Here is a 17010-nt window from a genome sequence, read left to right on the forward strand (position 1 = left end):
GCCGTCGGACGCTGTCGAGCTGATGTCGCAAACGATTCAGCGGTGCAACGTCGGCCGCCTCCGCTGCGGGCGAGCGGTCAGAGCGTGGCGTTCGCGTGCCAGTCGCGCAGGAACGCGTCGACCAGGGCGTGCGCCCGAGGACGCAGGTCGAAGGACTCCTCCCGCCGACGGCGGGCCATGTGCGACAGGCCGTCGGCGGCCTCGTTGAGGGCGTGGCCGCTGTGCCCCTTGACGTGCGCGAACGTCAGGTCGGGGCGGCGGGCCACCTGCTCGGCGAGCCGGACCAGGGTGGGCTGGTCCGACCAGCGGCGTTCCCGCAGGCTGTAGCCGGCCGGCATCGCGCCGGTCTCGCCGGCCTGCCAGCGGTGCAGGTAGCGCAGGGCGGCGAGGCAGTCCAGCAGCACCCTCATGCCCACCGGCGCCTCGTCGTACCCGGTCAGCAGGTAGTCGACCGCGCGCAGCTCGTTGATCAACACCCGGGAGGCGCCGGTCGGGTCGAGCCGGCCGGTGCCCCGGCCGAGGAGGCCGTAGTGGCCGTCGCTGACGACGTACCCGATGCCGCCGACGCGGCCCTTCCAGCTGGCGTCGGTCGCGGCGACCAACGGCGCGGACGTCGCCGCCCAGCGGACCACTCGGCCGCGGCCACGCTGCTGGTCGTCGCCGGACCGGCGGTGGATGCCGTGGTCGGCGGCCAGCCGCTCGGCGGTGTCGAGCAGCTCACCGGCGGAGGTCAGCTCGTCGTAGTGGGCGGCGGTGAGCGCCAGGCGGACGGCATCGCCGATGCGCTGGCAGTCGTCGCAGCGGGTGGAGCGGGTGAAGGCGCGCAGGGTGAGGGCGCGGTCGTGCAGGGGAGGGGGGAGCAGGGCCAGGGTGCGGAGGAACTCATCGGGACGCACGACGCCTCCTGACGTCTCGAGGGGACTTGTCTCAGCGGGCGGGGCGCCACTCGCCGCAACGCTCCGAGCTGAAGGCGTAGTCGGAGGAGCGGATGGTGACCTGCACGCGGCGGGCGCTGTTGGTGAAATAGTTGTCGATCGTGCCGCCGGAGCTGTTCTGCCGTTCCCAATAGCAGCCGTCCACGTCGGTGGTGACGTAGGTGCCGGGCTTGATCTCCTTGCCGACCCGGAACGTGCCGGAGCCGAAGAGTCGGCCCTGGGCCGCCAGGTCCACGTCGACCTGGCCGCGCTTCACCGTCTCGCGCCACTTCTTCGCGTACGGGTAGGTGGGGCAGAGCATGAGGGCCGCGTTGATCTCCGGGATCTGCTCACTGCTGGCGGCGAAGCCCGCCTCCACGTAGGTGTCCTCCGGGTCGACGGCGGCACACATCTCGTACAGCGTGGCGATGTCGCCGTCGTCGTACTTGGAGGTCTTGAGGGCGGCCTTCTCGGTGGCGCTCACTGCAGTGATCGCCTCCTGGGCATCGCAGGACTTCGGCTTAGCCGCCCACACCTCGGTGAAGTCGGGCCTGCCGTCCATGCCAGGCTGCACCGTCAGCAGCACAGGAATGTCGTTGCCCATGTCGCACTCGAAAGTGAGCGGCGCTTGCTGCGGGATGTTCTTCGGGTCGTCGGGGTAGGTGTCGCTGGAGTCGGGGATGCCGTCACTGTCCCGGTCGGGCAGCGGGGTCGGGCTCGCGGTCGGCGACGCGCTGGGGACGGCGGACCCGCTCGGGGCGGCGGTCGCCGAGGCGGCGGTGGGGTCCGGCTCGTCGCCGCAGCCGGTGAGGGTCGTGGCCAGCAGGGCGGTCGTGAGCAGGGCGCCGGCGGCGCGGACGGTTCGGCGCAGGTGGATGGTGGCGGCCGAGGCAGGCCGGGTGCCGTGCGGGTAAGGGAGGGCCATGGTCGTCTCCAGGCAGGGGAAGTCAGCGGTCCGGGGAGGCCGGACAGGGGGAAGGGGGAATCAGACGCTGTAGAGCTGATGACGTGAACGAATCAGTCGGAGAGAGTCAGGACCATCTGCAGGCCACTGTCCGGGTGGTAGCTCCACGACGCATGGATGTCCCCCCAGTCGCCGGTCTGCCGTCCGTCGAGGGCTCGGGTGGCGCCGACCTCGGCTTTCACCGCGTCAGACATGTCAAGCGCCGACCAGTAGCACTCCAGCATCGAATAGCTGAGGCCGCTGCTCTCCTTGCCGGCGCCATGCAGGGTGAGCGTCTTTCCCTGGTCGCCCAGCTCGGCCCCGCCGGCGGAGGCGCTTCCGCACCTCTCCTTCGCCGCAACGAACGGCGTCTTCGTGTCAGTCGGGCCACTCTGCGTCTCGTCTCCCCGCGTCGCAGCGATGACACCGACGGCGACCAGGAGAAGGGCAGCAGCGCCGGCCGCGCTCACCAGTACGAGAGTGCGTCTGCCGCGCTTGTGCTCAGCGGCGGCGGTTTCCGTCGACTCGTGCGGCGCGGGTCCGCCGTCGATCGCCGGGACAGCCAGCGGGCTCGCGGGCGGAGGCAGCGGCCGATCGAGCGGCGTCGGGGTGGTCGGGTCGGTCATGGCGAGCTTCCTTCTGTGAACAGGAGACGGTGTGAACAGCCGGGGCGGGTCGTCCGGACCCGCCCCGGAGCGCGGGGAGAGGTCAGCTGAGGGCGACCTCGATGCCGCCGGAGAACATCGAGTCGTGGAGCTCGAGCTTGGTGAGCTTCACGTTCTTCGGGATGTCGAAGACGAACACGCCGGTCACCTGGTTGCCGGGGTTGATCTCCTCGAAGAAGGTGCTCTGCTCCTTGTTGGCGTAGAGGCCGGCCTCGGTGTCGGACGAGTACTCGGTGCCGTCGGCGGCGTAGGCCTTCTGGCTGCTGCCGTCGAGGGTCTGCGGCTCCTTGCCGATGTTCTTGACGTTGATCGTGACCAGGCAGAACTGGCCCTGGGCCTTGTCGCCGAGCATCGAGGTGCCGACCTTCGCGACGCCGCACTTCGACGACTTCACCGTGAACTCAAACTTGCCGTCCCGGGCCGCCTGGCCGATCTTCGCGGTCTTCGCCGGCTTGTCTCCGCCCTTGGCGCTCCCGGCACCGTCCTTGCTGCTGGTGGCGTCGTCGGTGGCACCGGAGCCGCAGCCCAGCGCGACGAGGCCGGTGGCGATCAGGGCGAGAGTGGTGGTCTTGCGCATCGTTGTCCTCCTGATGTGAACGTTGCGGCGTCAATGAGAGCACCATCCGTGAACACTGTCAACAAGCATGATGCTTGACAGGTGTGACACACTTCGGAGGTGCAGGAGACACCGACCATCACGGCTGCGGAGATCGCCCGGCTCGCCGGGGTCGGTCGCGCCGCAGTCAGCAACTGGCGCAAACGGCACCCCGACTTCCCCGCCCCGGTGGGCGGCACCGCCGCCAGCCCCGAGTTCGACCTGATCCAGGTCGAGCAGTGGCTCCGTGGCCAGGGCAAGCTCCCCGAGCTCGCCACCGCCGACCGGCTTTGGCGGCACTTGGCGGCAGCCAGCGAATCCCCGGCCGCCGGCCTCGCCGCCGTCGGCGCCCTGCTGCTGGCCCGCCAGCGCGGCGGCCGTCCCCGCCGGGCCGCCTCGCATCTGGCGCCCCTGTTGCCCGACGTCGACGCACTGGCTGACGAACTAGGCCCGCAGGGCGCGTTCGACGAGTTGTGGCAACGGTTTTCCGCACCAGGCCCGGGCCGCCCGTTCGCCACCCCCGACGACCTGGCCGACCTCATGGTCGGGCTCGCCGGCGTCGGTGGCGGCTCCGTCCTCGATCCCGCCGCCGGCTCCGGCGCCATCCTGCGGGCCGCCGTCCGTGCCGGCTGCACCTCCGCGTACGGGCAGGATCTCGACGCGGACCTCGGCACGCTCGCCCGACTCTGGCTGGCCCTGCGGGAGGTGCCGGGAGATGTGGTCGCCGGGGACTCATTGCGGGCGGACGCCTTTGCAGGGCGCGCCTTCGACGCGGTCGTCTGCCATCCGCCGTTCGGTGCCACCAACTGGGGCGATGAGGAACTCGGTCACGACCCACGCTGGATCGTCGGCACCACACCCCGTACCGAACCGGAGCTTGCCTGGGCGCAGCATGCCCTCGCCCGCCTGCGGGTCGGCGGACACGCCGTCCTGCTGATGCCGCCCACGGTGGCCAGCCGGCGGGCCGGCAAGCGGATCCGCAGCGAGCTGCTGCGCTGGGGTCACCTCCGCGCCGTGATCGCGCTTCCGCCGGGGGTGGCCGCGCCGCACGGCGTACCGCTGCACCTCTGGGTGCTGCGGCGCGCCGCAGCTGACGCGCCGCCGCCGGCGCGGGCGCTGCTGGTCGACGCCGCCGGCGGCGACCTGGCCGAGACCTCACCGCGGGTGCTGGCCACGTGGCGGGCCTTCGCCGCCGCCCCCGACGCCGAAGTCGAGGAGGCCGGGTTCGCGCGCGCCGTCCCGGTCATCGAACTGCTCGACGAGGAGGTCGATCTCACCCCCGCGCGGCGGCAACCCGCCGTCGGGGGCGATGCGTCGGGAGAGCATCTGGTACGCACCAGGGAGCGGCTGGCCGCCGTCGTCGGGGAGCTGTCGGCGCTGATGCCGCAGGTCACGCCCGCGCCGGACGAGGCGGACGGGCAGTTCCTCACGGTGGGCGAGCTGGCGCGTGCCGGTGCGCTCCAGTTGATCGGACCGGTCCGGGCCGGCTCGTCCGAGCCGTCACCCGAAGGACCACCGGTGCTCACCGTGCAGGACGTGCTGGCCGGCGGCGACGCGTCGGGCCGGATCGACGACCGGTACGGACAGGAAATCGCCCTCGCGGTCGGGGACGTGGTGGTGCCGATGATCGCCCGGCAGCTCACCGCCCGGGTGGTCGCCGCCGAGGGGGCGCTGTTGGGGCGCAATCTCTACCTGCTGCGGCCCAACCCGGCGGCACTGGATCCATGGTTCCTCGCCGGGCAGTTGCGGACGTCGGCCAACGAGAAGCAGGCGTCGAGCCTGTCGGGGACGCTGCGGTTCGACATTCGGCGGGCGCAGGTGCGGCGGCTGTCGCTGGACGAGCAGCGAGTGCACGGGGAGGCGTTCCGTCGGCTGGACGCCTTTGAGTCGGCAATCCGACAAGCAGCGTCGCTGGGCGCGGAGTTGGCTCAACTCACCGCCGATGGCCTCGCCCGCGGCGCCCTCCGTCCCGACCAGCGAGCCAGCCGAAAGCGGCCAAGAGCGTAACGAACGGGCGGCCGTTAGCCGCTGACGGATCAGGCCCCTCATCTGCGCCGGGTGGGGGACTACAACGATGCAGACGAGCAGCCATAATCCTTGTCTGTTTGCTATCGAAAGGAACCTGGTGAGCAACAAGCACCAAGAGCTCGCGAACTTCATCTGGTCGGTGGCCGATCTGCTGCGCGGCGACTACAAGCAGTCCGAGTACGGCCGCGTGATCCTGCCGCTGACCGTGCTGCGCCGGCTCGACTGCGTGCTGGAGCCGACGAAGAACGCGGTGCTCGCCCGGCACAAGCAGCTCAAGGAGCTGGGCGTCCAGAACATGGACCCGGTGCTGCGGAAGACCGCGGGGCTGTCGTTCTACAACACCAGCGAGATGTCCTTTCGCAAGCTGCTCGGTGACCAGGACCACGTAGCGCTGAACCTGCGCGCCTACATCGGCGGCTTCTCGCCCGGCGCCGTCGACGTGCTGGAGAAGTACGGCTTTGACACCCAGATCAGCCGGCTCGCCGAGGCTGGACTGCTGTATCAGGTGGTCGCTAAGTTCGCCGACATCGACCTGCACCCGGACGTGGTCTCCAACCACCAGATGGGCTACGTCTTCGAGGAGCTGATCCGCCGCTTCTCCGAAATCAGCAACGAGACCGCCGGTGAGCACTTCACCCCGCGCGAGGTCATCAAGCTGATGGTCAACCTCCTGCTCGCCCCCGACGAGGACGCCCTGGTCACCCCGGGCATCGTCCGTAAGGTCTACGACCCGGCCTGCGGCACCGGCGGCATGCTCAGCGAGGCCCAGGACCACATCCAGGCCCACAACCCGCACGCCACCGTCGAGGTGTACGGGCAGGAGCTCAACGGCGAGACGTACGCAATTTGCCGCTCCGACATGATGCTCAAGGGCGGCGACCCGACGAAGATCGCCTACGGCAACTCGTTCAGCCAGGACGGCCACGAGACCGAGCGCTTCGACTACATGCTCGCCAACCCGCCGTTCGGCGTGGAGTGGAAGAAGGTCGAGGCGTTCATCAAGGCCGAGCACGCCCGCGGCCACGCCGGCCGGTTCGGCGCCGGCCTGCCCCGGATCAACGACGGCTCGCTGCTCTTCCTCCAGCACATGATCTCGAAGATGAAGCGCCCCGAGGACGGCGGCAGCCGGCTGGCGATCGTCTTCAACGGCTCGCCGCTGTTCAGCGGCGCGGCGGGGTCTGGTGAGTCGGAGATTCGCCGGTGGATCCTGGAGAACGACCTGCTGGAGGGCATCGTCGCACTGCCCGACCAGCTCTTCTACAACACCGGCATCTCCACCTACTTCTGGATCCTCACCAACCGAAAGGACCCGGCCCGCGAGCGGAAGGTCGTGCTACTTGACGGCCGGGAATATTGGACCAAGATGCGCAAGAGCCTCGGCGACAAGCGCAAGATGCTCACCGACGAGCACATCGCCGAGCTGACGCGCGCTTACGTGGACGCGCTATCAATCGCGGACGACCCGGAGCACCCTCAGCACGCGAAGGTGAAGGTCTTCAAGACCACCGACTTCGGCTACCAGCGGATCACGATTGAGCGCCCGCTACGGCTGCGTTTCGAGGTCACCGAGGAGGCGGTGGCACTGCTCGCGGAGGCGCGGGCGGTGCTCAAGTGCGCCGAGCGTGAATCGCTGCTGGCGGCGGCGAAGTCGCTGATCGGTCTACGGTCTGCGAAGCGGGCTGAGTTCGCGATGAAGCTGGTCGGGCTCGGGAAGTTGCCGGTGGCGGTGGAGAAGGCGGTGTGGGAGGCGTTCTCGGTCAGCGACCGGGAGGGGGAGGTGCAGACCGACCGCAAGGGCAAGCCGCTAGCGGACGCCGACCTTCGGGACAACGAGAACGTGCCGCTGGACGAGGATGTCCACGACTACCTCAAGCGCGAGGTGCTCCCGCACGTCCCCGACGCCTGGCTCGACGAAGCCAAAACCAGAATCGGGTACGAGATTCCGTTCACTCGCCACTTCTACATTTACCAACCGCCGCGCCCGCTTGTCGAGATCGACGCTGAGATCAAGGCTTTGGAAACCGAGATCCAGGCACTAATCGGGCAGGTGACGACGTGACCTCGGGTCTTGCGGGACTATCCCTCCCAACTGATTGGCAATGGTGGCCGCTGAAGCGCGCGACCCTATCCCTCAACCGCGGCTCGGCACCAGATTATGTAGATGGGGGTGATGTCTGGGCTGTTGGACAGGCTGTCAATCAGCCGGACGGTCTGGCGTGGCACCGTGCTCGCTTCCACTCAGCCGGCGGTGATCCGACTCGGCTAAAGGGCCACCTTCGGCCACACGATATCCTAATTAACTCTACGGGTCGCGGCACACTTGGCCGGGTCGGCTTCTTTACTGGTACCCCAGACCGTCGTGCCGCGATGGCGGATGGGCACGTGACTCGAGTTCGAGTGCGGCCGGAAGTCCTCCACCCCCGTTTCGCCTACTACTACCTTTGTTCCGAGCCCTTCCAGCACTACATCTACTCGGCTCTTGTTGTCGGAGCGACTAATCAAATCGAACTTGTAGGTGAGCGCCTAAGCGCTGCGCCGATTGCGCTACCTCCTATTCAAGAGCAGCGGCGGATTGCTAGTTTCCTCGACGCGGAACTGGCGGGCATCGGGCGCACCACCGAAGCCCGCGTGAACCAACTGAAACTTCTGCGCGAGCGGGAATTCGCTACGATTGCCTCTATCCTCGGTGGAACCGATGTGCCAGGACAACGACGCTCAACTGGGTGGCGGTGGCTCCCGACTGTCCCGTCGGCCTGGACAATAGGCCCAGTATATGCATACTTCGACGTGCTGCTAGGAAAGATGCTCAATGCCGAGCGAGCGGCAGGACGGTATCCACGTCCGTATCTGAGAAATGCAAACGTGCATTGGTATCGGATCAGTGCAGCTGATTTGGCTGAGATGAGCTTCTTGCCGGATGAGCGTATCCGCTATCAGATTCGTAAGGGCGACCTCCTTGTGTGCGAGGGAGGGGCGGGTGTGGCAGAGGCTGCTGTCTGGGATGGCAGGCTCGAGGAGTGTTACTACCAGAAGTCTCTGCATAGAGTGCGGGCTCGCCGCAATGTGCCAGTCGAATGGCTGATGTACTGGCTCCGGCTTGCTAAGGAGGTCGGCGTATTCGCCTCTGAGGGCAATGTCGCTACAATCCCCCATCTGACCGGGGAACAGCTGCGTGAGTGCCGGATTCCCATTCCCCCAGACGGACGTGTCCGTATCGCCGAATTAGCGAAGGAAATTGGGTGCCTGTTTGACCTGATGTCTGCCCTTAGTTCGGCGAACTCTCTGCTCGGCGAACGCCGGCAATCGTTGGTCACGGCTGCCGTGACAGGGCAGATTGATGTTACGACGGCGCGGGGAGCGCACGTATGAGTCCCATTCATCAGGAGCAGTCGTTCGAGGTGACGATTGAGAGTATGCTGGCCCGTTCTGGATGGCTGCGCGGGGCGCCCAGCAACTACGACCGAAGGCTCGGGCTCGACAGTGCCGAACTGTTCGCCTTCATTGGGGCGACGCAGCCGGACGAGTGGGAGAAGCTGCTGGCGTACCACGGGAACAACCCGGACGAGGCGCAGCGGCACTTCGCGCACTACCTCGCCAAGCAGATCGATGAGCGCGGCCCGCTCGACGTCCTCCGCCGAGGCGTCAAGGACAAGGGCGTCCTGATCCGGCTGGCCTACTTCAAGCCCGCCCACTCCATCACCGACGACGCGCTCAAGTTCTACCGCGCCAACCGCCTCACTGTCACCCGCCAGCTCGCCTACTCGACGAGCAACAACAACACCCTCGACCTGGTCCTCTTCGTCAACGGCATCCCCCTCGCCACGGCTGAGCTGAAGAACCCGCTCACCGGCCAGACCGTCGAGGACGCCAAAAAGCAGTACCGCGAGACCCGCGACCCGAAGGAACTGCTTTTCGCGAGGCGTGCCCTCGTGCACTTCGCGGTCGATCCCGACCTGGTCTTCGTCACGACGAAGCTGGCCCGCGACAAGACCCGGTTCCTACCCTTCAACACCGGATCGGACGGGCCGGGCGTCTCCGGCGGTGCCGGCAACCCACCCGCCGGCGAAAAGGGCTATCGCAGCTCCTACCTCTGGGAGCAGATCTGGCATCCGGACACCTGGATGGACCTGGTCCGGCGGTTCCTGCACACCGACAAGGACTCGGGCAGCCTGATCTTCCCGCGCTACCACCAGTGGCACGCGGTGACCAACCTGGCCGACCACGCCGCACGCAATGGCCCCGGGCACAACTACCTGGTCATGCACTCGGCCGGGTCGGGCAAGTCGAACACCATCGCCTGGCTGGCGCACCGGCTGTCCAGCCTGCACACCGCGCCCGCGCCCGCGCTCGACGAGGGGGCGCGGGCCAAGGGGCTGCGCCCCAACGAGCCGGTCTTCGACAAGGTCATCATCATCACCGACCGGGTGGTGCTGGACCGGCAGTTGCAGGACACGGTGTTCCAGTTCGAGCACGTGCCCGGCGTGGTGCAGCGGATCGACAAGGACTCCGCCCAGCTCGCCGCCGCCCTCCAGGGCGAGACCGCCAAGGTCGTCATCACCACCATGCAGAAGTTCCCCTACATCCTCGACAAGGTGCAGGGGCTGCGCGGCAAGCGGTTCGCCGTCATCGTCGACGAGGCGCACTCGTCGCAGTCCGGTGACTCGGCCGCCGCGCTGAAGAAGGTGCTGCTCAAGCTCGGCAGCGACGACGTGGACGAGTCGGGTGACCTGCTGACCGCGTCGGCGCTGGCCCGCGGCCGGCACGACACGCTGTCGTACTTCGCGTTCACCGCCACGCCCAAGCCGAAGACTCTCGAACTGTTCGGCACGCCGCACCTGGTCACTGGCAACCCGCAGCCGTTCCACACGTACTCGATGCGCCAGGCCATCGACGAGGGCTTCATCCTCGACGTGCTGCGGAACTACGTGACCTACACGTCGTACTGGAAGCTGGCCAACGCCAACCCCGACGACCCGGAGGTCGACCCGAAGAAGGCCGGGTCGCAGCTCGCCCGCTTCGCCAGCCTGCACCCGACGATGCAGGCGCAGAAGGCCGAGATCATCGTCGAGCACTTCCGCAAGCACACCGCGCCGCGCCTCGGCGGCCGGGCCAAGGCCCTGGTGGTCACCCGCTCCCGCGAGGCCGCCGTCCGCCTGCACACCGCTATCAAGAAGTACGTCGAGATGCAGGGCTACGTCGGCTGCGACTCCCTGGTCGCCTTCTCCGGCGACCTGGAGGTCGACGGCGTCGAACACACCGAGGCGCGGAGCAACGGGTTCCCCGAGGGTGAGCTGCCCGAACGGTTCGCCTACACCGCCGCCGACGACAAGCACGCCGGCACGCCGAAGGCCAAGCAGGACACCGAGTACAGGCTGCTGGTCGTCGCCGAGAAGTACCAGACCGGCTTCGACCAGCCGCTGCTCACCACGATGTACGTGGACAAGCTGCTCAAGAACGTCGCCGCCGTCCAGACCCTGTCCCGGCTCAACCGCACCCATGCGCTCAAGGCCCAGGGCGACGTCTTCGTCCTCGACTTCGTCAACGAGGCCGGCGACATCGCCGAGCAGTTCAAGCCGTACTTCGAAACCGCCGCCACCACCCCCACCGACCCCAACCTGCTCTACACCGCCCAGCACGCGGTCATGGGGTACGCGCTGCTGGTCGACTCCGAGATGCAGGCGTATGCCGAGGCGCTGCTTGCCGCTGAGCAGAAGGCCACCAGCGACACCGGCCTCCAGCGGGCGCACGCCGCCCTCTACCGCTTCACGGAGCCGGCCGTGGACCGCTACAACGCCCTGGCCGCCGACGACCCCGAGGCCGCCGACACCTTCCGGTCCGCGTTGCGCGACTACACCCGGATGTACGCGTTCTTGAGCCAGGTAGTGCCCTACCACGACGAGGATCTGGAACGGCTCTACCTCTACGGGCGTGCGCTGCTCAACCGGCTGCCCCGTCGACAGGACCCGTCGGTGGACATCGGCGAGGTGGAGTTGACCCACCTGCGGGTCAGCAAGACCGGCGAGCACGACGCGTCGCTGACGCCCGAGGGCGAGCAGATGCTACCCGGGTTCGTGGGTGGGGGAGCGGGCAAGCAGCACGACCCGGACAAGGTCGCGCTGTCCGAGCTGATCGACGCGTTCAACGACAAGTTCGGCATCGGGCTGGGTGAGTCGGACAAGGTCTGGGTCGAGCAGCAGATTGTCGCGCTGGCCGAGGACGGCACCCTCGAAGCCGCTGCCATGGTCAACGACGAGAGCAACTTCGGTGTGGTGTGCGACAAGCGCATCGAGGACGTGATCCTGTCCCGGCACGACGATAACGGCAAGCTGATGCAGCGCTACCTCGACGACGACAGCCTGCGCTCGCAGCTCAACCAGTTCGCGCGCCGGCAGGCGTACCAGATGATCCGCCGCCGCAAGGGCATCGCCTAGCTAATGCTCTTCGAGAGGAGGACGGTTGTCCCCGTCCGACCACCCCTTCCACCTCTGGATCGCCAGCGACGCCACGAGGACTATCGCGGCGCTCGCCCCGCTCAAGGTGTCCGGGGCGCGAGTGAAGAATGAGTGGGGAAGTATCACGTACCTGCGAGCCGTGCCAATGCCCCAGAACTCGCCCAATGTGGCTGGCATCATCGTGCTCGCCACGCTGGTCGTGCTCGGCGCCTTCGGGCTGTCCCTCAACGGTGCGCCCTTCTTGGTGGTCTTCATCCTGGCCGCGCTCGTGCTGGGCTTGGGTTTGGCGGCGACCGTGTCGAACACGCCGTCTGCCCAGGTGGTGGCACCTGATCAGGCGGCGTTCCCGGAACTACACCACACGCTCGAAAGGGTGGAGGAGCGCGAAGAATTCTTCGGCCTCATGGGGTTGGCCGAGCGAGCCGGTGTTGCCCTGCCCGCCGTTCAAAAGGTGATCGACCCGGCCGAGGGAGGGCAGTTGCTCGCCCAGGTGTTGTGGGAGGCCGCTGACGTTCTCGGTCGTCGGCAGCAGCTTCGTCCCCAGGTCGCTCTTCAGCAGCACCAGCGGACGCGAATCGCTTCGCCCAACAGTCATGCCGCGAACTTGCTGGCCGAACAGCGGGAGAAAGCGGGGGCGCTGTGGGATCAGATCGATGCGGAACTGTCCCGGATCCAGACAGCCCTCGAGCTTGCGGCCTTGGCTGCGGAGAACGCCGCTCACCACCCGACCGCTCTCGACGCGGTTCGCGAAGCGTATCGGGAGTTGGCTGAAGTGTACGGTGAGCGGTTCTAGCTGCTCGAACCAACGGGATCGGCTGCGGGAAACAGGGGGAGGCGGATGCGGGCACAGGAGCGCGTGGCCGACCGGTACGAGCTGACGTACCCGCTCGGCCACGGCGGCATGGGGGAGGTGTGGGGTGGCTTCGACGAGAAGCTCGACCGGCCCGTTGCTATCAAGTTTCTCCGCAAGCTCACCATCCCTGAGAACGAGCGGGACAACGCGGTCGAACGGTTCATGCGGGAGGCCCGGGTCACCGCCAGGCTGGACCATCCGGGGGTGCCGAGCGTCCACGACGTCGGCCACCACGGCGACGACGTCTACATCGTCATGCAGCTCGTACCGGGCCTGCTGCTTTCCGACCTCATCGCCGAGCGGGGTCGGCTCGCCGTGCCGTGGGCAGCCGCCATCGGCGCGCAGATCTGCTCGGTGCTCGCCGTCGCGCACGCCGCTTCCCTGGTGCACCGCGACCTGAAGCCGCAGAACCTGATGGTCACCCCGACCGGGTCGGTGAAGGTCCTCGACTTCGGCGTGGCCGCGCTGCTCGGTCCGGACGTGCCCCGGCTGACCGCCACGAGCCATACCCTCGGCACGCCCACCTACATGGCGCCGGAACAGGCGCTCAACAGCGCTGTCGGGCCGCGGGCTGACCTCTACGCGCTGGGCTGCGTGCTGTTCGAGCTGCTGACCGGTGACCCGCCGTACCGCGCGGACAGCGCGCTCGGCCTACTGCACCGCCACATGAACGACCCCATCCCGTTGGTCACCGATCACCGCGCGGGCGTGCCCGACGTGCTCGTGCGGCTCGTCGCTCACCTGCTCGCCAAGGACCCGCAGGAGCGGCCCGGGTCCGCCGCTGAGGTGTACGAGCTCCTGGCGCCGCTCGGAGTGGTCGAGCCCGGCGTGGCCGACGACCTCGCGGTAACGGTCGGGGACGGTCAGTCCGTCGATCCGACCATGCCCCACCGTTATCCGTTCGGTCCGCTACCGCCCCGCGCGCCGCTGGCACCGACCAGGGTGGACATCGTCCGGCCGCGATCGGCGCCGGAGGTCGTCGAGCCGCTGTCCCTCGACGAGTTGACCGAGGTCGAGGAGCGCGCCTGGGAACTCGCCGAGGAGGAGCGGTTCACCCAGGCCGCCGAACTGCTCGAGACTGCGCTGGGTCCGCTGAGGCGGGGGCACGGCGCCAAGCAGCCAAGGATCCTGGAGCTGCGGCTCAACCTCGCCAACCTGTACGTCCTCGCTGGTGCGTTCCGGCAGGCGCTACCGGAGTTCCAGCGACTCATTCCCGACCTGGCCGCCCGCCCGGTGCCGGACCAGGAGCTGATCTGGCAGTGCCGGCAGCAGGCGGCGGTGTGCCAGGCGGAGCTGGGCGAGGCGACCGCTGCGCTCGACGAGCTGCGAGCGCTGCTCGCGGAGGAGCAGCGGGTGCTATCCCCGGACTCACCGGAGCTGTTCCCGCTGCGGCAACAGGTCGCCATGCTTGCCGCCGGGGTCGGCGACGTGATCGGGGCGCGACAACAGCTCAGCGACCTCCTGAGGGATGTTCACCGAGGGTACGGCCCAGAGTCGCCAGCTGCCGCGGAGGTTGAGGCCTTGCTAGATCACCTCCGGCGGCTGAACAACGATGACCAGCAGCGGCGGGGCTTCGGGCGGGGCTAGTGCTATGACCACGAACGTTCGGGGGTTGGACGGCCCTCCTCCGACGGGCCGGCCCGGCCGTGTGGATGGATCCGGCTGTGATGGATGGCGACCGGACCAGAAGTTCATACAATGGCTCCATGTCACGCAGCGAACCCGGCAGCAAGCCAGGTTCATCAGTCGCACCTGAAGACCTCCTGATCTCGATCTTGGTCTCCGTTGATCGCGCGATCTGCGCTGGCGATTCTCTCGGTGCACTCGACCTGCTGATGCAAGGCGCACGTGCAGCAGACTGCTGCTCTGATTTAGAGCTCCGGCAACAGATGCATCGGCTCATTGCGGTGCAACGCGGGCGTGTGCAGGCCAAGCAGGATGTGGCCAGGCGACAGCAGCGACAGCGCGCGTTGAAGGCAATCAGGTCCCAGGAGCGGGCCGAGTCACTGCTCGCGGCGCGATGCGTCGGCTGTGGCCTAAGCGGGCGAAATAGCAAGCTGACCCAGAAGTCTGGTGCTCCTCGTTGTTCGAGGTGCCACGCGGACTGGGCAACCGCGAAGTGTGCGCGTTGTGGCAAGACGTTTCGCCGAAGGGGCACAGATCCGGCCTCACGTAGGTGCGACCTCTGCCGTGATGGCGACAGGTCAGCGTCGGTGCGGGCATCGTCAGCAGGATTGCCCACGCTCGGCAGACGACGGTGAGGCCAGGGCCAGTAGCAGGGGTCGGCAGCCGGACGCTTCGGCTACCACCAAGCCTGAACCGCGCGCACGGCCGGCCCGGCCCGCCGTACGGAGTGTCGTCCAACGCCCTGATCGTTCATAGTCACAGCACTAGACCTTCCTCGCGCCCCGTACGCCGCGCTCGTTCACGCCCGGCTCGACACCCGACACGGTGCACCTGCCGGTCGCCGGAAACAGCCGTGCCGAGATTGCGCCGGCCGAAGGGAACTCGTCGCCGTACTCCTCGCTGCGGTGGTTCCTGATTTCGTTGATCGTCAGGAACGCGCCGGACGGCTGCGAGAAGAAGGCCGAGCCGATGTGGGCGGCGATGTCTCGTCGCCGGGACCCCGGCACGACTGAGAGGTGGTCGGTCGGCGGGCCGGCGTTGCTGTCCTCCGTCGGTTCCCGCCTTTCCGTCACGGCAGAGCTGTCCACGCCGAGCAGGCCGAGGAGGCGTTCGCGCATCAGCGTCCGCCGGCGGTCGTAGAAGCTCAGGAACTCGGCGAGTGGTGGTAGGTCGCCGAGGTCGTTACGGGCCAGATAGCCCACCTGGGCGGCGGGGTCGGGATAGGCCCTGCGAACCCACTCGGACGGCAGAGCGGCCCGCTTGTCGACGTTCTCCGTCCCCTCCAGAAGCTGGAGGTTGCCCAGCCTGTCGACGCGATCGAGGTAGGCGGGAATGTCCTCGTCCGGGATGCCGGCCGCGCGAAGCCGGGCGGCGGTGAACCTGCTTCTCGGATACACGTGGTCGACGTGGAACGTGTTGCGTACGTCGATGCCCGGGTAGAGCAGTGCCAGCAGCGCGAAGGTCTTTGTCGCGCCGTACTTCAGGTCCAGCAGCTCGTCCACCTCCAGAGGATCGAACCGGAGGGCCTTACTCTGCCTGGCCATCTCACGTTCGAGCGAAGCGCGGGGAAAGCCGTTGCGTGCTTCGGCGTCCAACACCGCCCGCAGGCCGGACAGCAACGTGTCGAGGCCACTGCCCCAGATGCCACCCTTGATCACCGCCTGCAGCAGCCACCGGCGGAGTTCGTCGCGGTCCGACGCGTCGGCCGAACGCCGCAGGTAGCCCGTCTCCAGACGGCGAAGATGCGCATAGTGAGCGAGCGGGATGATCACGCTGCTGGCGGGCAAGGTGGCCGACGAGAACCCGAAGTCGCTGAGCAACTGAGCGGCCAGCCGCAGCGCCCGCTCGATGTCGTCCCAGCCTTCTTCCATCGCCAGCATGGTGTGCCGGTCGAAGTTGTCGACCTTGAAGCGGATGTCCCGTTTACCGAGCAGGACCAGACCGGTCTTCAAGACGCTGTTCTTGTCGAAGTTGAAGCCCTGGCCGGTACGGTTGAGGTCGTCGACGAGAGCGTGGATCTCCTCCCGCGCGTCGCGCTCGCGCCACTGAGAGGTGGCGATACTCAGCAGGAGGTCACTGAACGAGAGCGGGACCGCTCCGCTGTTGACCCGGATGAAGATGTTGAGCACCTTCTCCAGGCTCTGGTCTTCCTCCTCGAAGTAGTTGATCAGTGTCTGCCGCTTCACCACCTCGTACAGCTTGAAGAGCACCCGTCCGGCGGCGTTGGGCAGCTCATGACGAGCGGTGATGTCGAAGACCTGAGCGCCCTCGTCGATGCTCCGGATGTCCGATACCGGAAACCAGAAGGTGTGCTCGTCCCGGGCCCTGGCCTCGTCCGAGGTCAGGAATCGGAAGTGGTACGCCAGCTCCAGCTCGTCGTCGTCGCCGTGCGCCAAGAGGTTGATGTGGAGCCGCTTCGTCGGGTACGCGAGCGGGTTGTTGTGCCTCATCCGCGGGAGCCGCTCGGCGTAGGAGCCGCGGAGACCGATGTTGAGCGCGGTCAGCCGCTGCTGCCCGTCGAGGATCGCTGTCACGTCCCTGCCGCGCTCGACGTCGAGGGTGGGGCAGTGCGGAGAGTTCTTCGCATGATAGGTGCGCACGAAGTCGTAGAAGGTGTAGGACTTGACCGTGTCGCCGCTGACCTTCCAGAACAGGAACGAGCCGATCGGGTACCCGCGCATCAGGCTGTCGAAGAGCTTGCAGATCCGATCCGGCCCCCAGACGAACTCCCGCTGGATGGCGGGCAGGACGTAGTCATGTCGTGCCATGCGCTCAAGGGCGGCGGCGATCGTGATGGGCGCCTGGAACGGCATGTGGATCCTCCCGGATCGGTGGTGTGTCAGCGCGGAAGACTGATGGCCCTGACCTCCTGTGTGGAGGGCGACGTTCTGCCAGCCAATGGATGACCCCGTCCACTGTTCACCATCAATTCGG

General features: G+C 67.6%; 11 protein-coding genes. 6 read left to right on the plus strand and 5 right to left on the minus strand.

From position 1 onward, the window contains the following. Positions 1-77: 77 nt before the first annotated feature. The 4 genes from V6U89_RS18245 to V6U89_RS18260 all read right to left on the minus strand — a co-directional run bounded on the left by V6U89_RS18245 (position 78) and on the right by V6U89_RS18260 (position 3099). Positions 78-896, minus strand: a complete 819-nt coding sequence (locus V6U89_RS18245; RefSeq protein WP_334572441.1) for a ribonuclease HI — start codon at positions 894-896, stop codon at positions 78-80. A gap of 31 nt (positions 897-927) precedes the next feature. Further along, positions 928-1839 carry a hypothetical protein gene (locus tag V6U89_RS18250; protein WP_334572442.1) on the minus strand — a complete coding sequence of 304 codons (912 nt, stop codon included), beginning with the start codon at positions 1837-1839 and terminating at the stop codon, positions 928-930. Positions 1840-1931: 92 nt separating this feature from the next. Next, entirely contained in the window at positions 1932-2483 is a 552-nt protein-coding gene (locus V6U89_RS18255) for a hypothetical protein (protein ID WP_334572444.1), read from the minus strand. A gap of 82 nt (positions 2484-2565) precedes the next feature. Beyond that, a complete protein-coding gene (locus tag V6U89_RS18260; protein WP_334572445.1) occupies positions 2566-3099 on the minus strand; it encodes a DUF4352 domain-containing protein in 534 nt (177 codons plus the stop codon). Positions 3100-3198: 99 nt separating this feature from the next. On the opposite strand from V6U89_RS18260, the gene V6U89_RS18265 reads away from it, so the two are divergent. From V6U89_RS18265 to V6U89_RS18290, 6 genes are all read left to right on the plus strand, one after another. Continuing rightward, on the plus strand, positions 3199-5124 hold the full coding sequence (locus tag V6U89_RS18265) for an N-6 DNA methylase (protein ID WP_334572446.1): 1926 nt from the start codon (positions 3199-3201) through the stop codon (positions 5122-5124). 118 nt (positions 5125-5242) lie between these two features. Next, complete coding sequence (locus V6U89_RS18270; RefSeq protein WP_334572447.1) at positions 5243-7204, plus strand: type I restriction-modification system subunit M; 1962 nt, start codon at positions 5243-5245, stop codon at positions 7202-7204. Continuing rightward, entirely contained in the window at positions 7201-8514 is a 1314-nt protein-coding gene (locus V6U89_RS18275) for a restriction endonuclease subunit S (protein ID WP_334572449.1), read from the plus strand. Before V6U89_RS18270 ends, V6U89_RS18275 begins: the two co-directional genes overlap by 4 nt. Before the next feature lie 29 nt (positions 8515-8543). Next, the gene (locus tag V6U89_RS18280; RefSeq protein ID WP_334572451.1) at positions 8544-11576 is read left to right on the plus strand and encodes a type I restriction endonuclease subunit R; all 3033 of its coding nucleotides are present in this window, start codon (positions 8544-8546) and stop codon (positions 11574-11576) included. A 25-nt stretch (positions 11577-11601) separates the two neighbouring features. Further along, positions 11602-12390, plus strand: a complete 789-nt coding sequence (locus V6U89_RS18285) for a hypothetical protein (RefSeq protein ID WP_334572452.1) — start codon at positions 11602-11604, stop codon at positions 12388-12390. A gap of 45 nt (positions 12391-12435) precedes the next feature. Then, positions 12436-14037, plus strand: coding sequence for a serine/threonine-protein kinase (locus V6U89_RS18290; protein WP_334572454.1), 1602 nt, complete (start codon positions 12436-12438; stop codon positions 14035-14037). An 803-nt stretch (positions 14038-14840) separates the two neighbouring features. On the opposite strand, the gene V6U89_RS18295 is transcribed toward V6U89_RS18290, so the two are convergent. Further along, positions 14841-16889: a DUF262 domain-containing protein gene (locus V6U89_RS18295; RefSeq protein ID WP_334572455.1), complete on the minus strand. Its 2049-nt coding sequence runs from the start codon at positions 16887-16889 to the stop codon at positions 14841-14843. Between the last annotated feature and the right edge of the window lie 121 nt (positions 16890-17010).

Source organism: Micromonospora sp. CPCC 206171 (assembly GCF_036906755.1).
In the GTDB taxonomy this organism is placed as follows: domain Bacteria; phylum Actinomycetota; class Actinomycetes; order Mycobacteriales; family Micromonosporaceae; genus Micromonospora; species Micromonospora purpureochromogenes.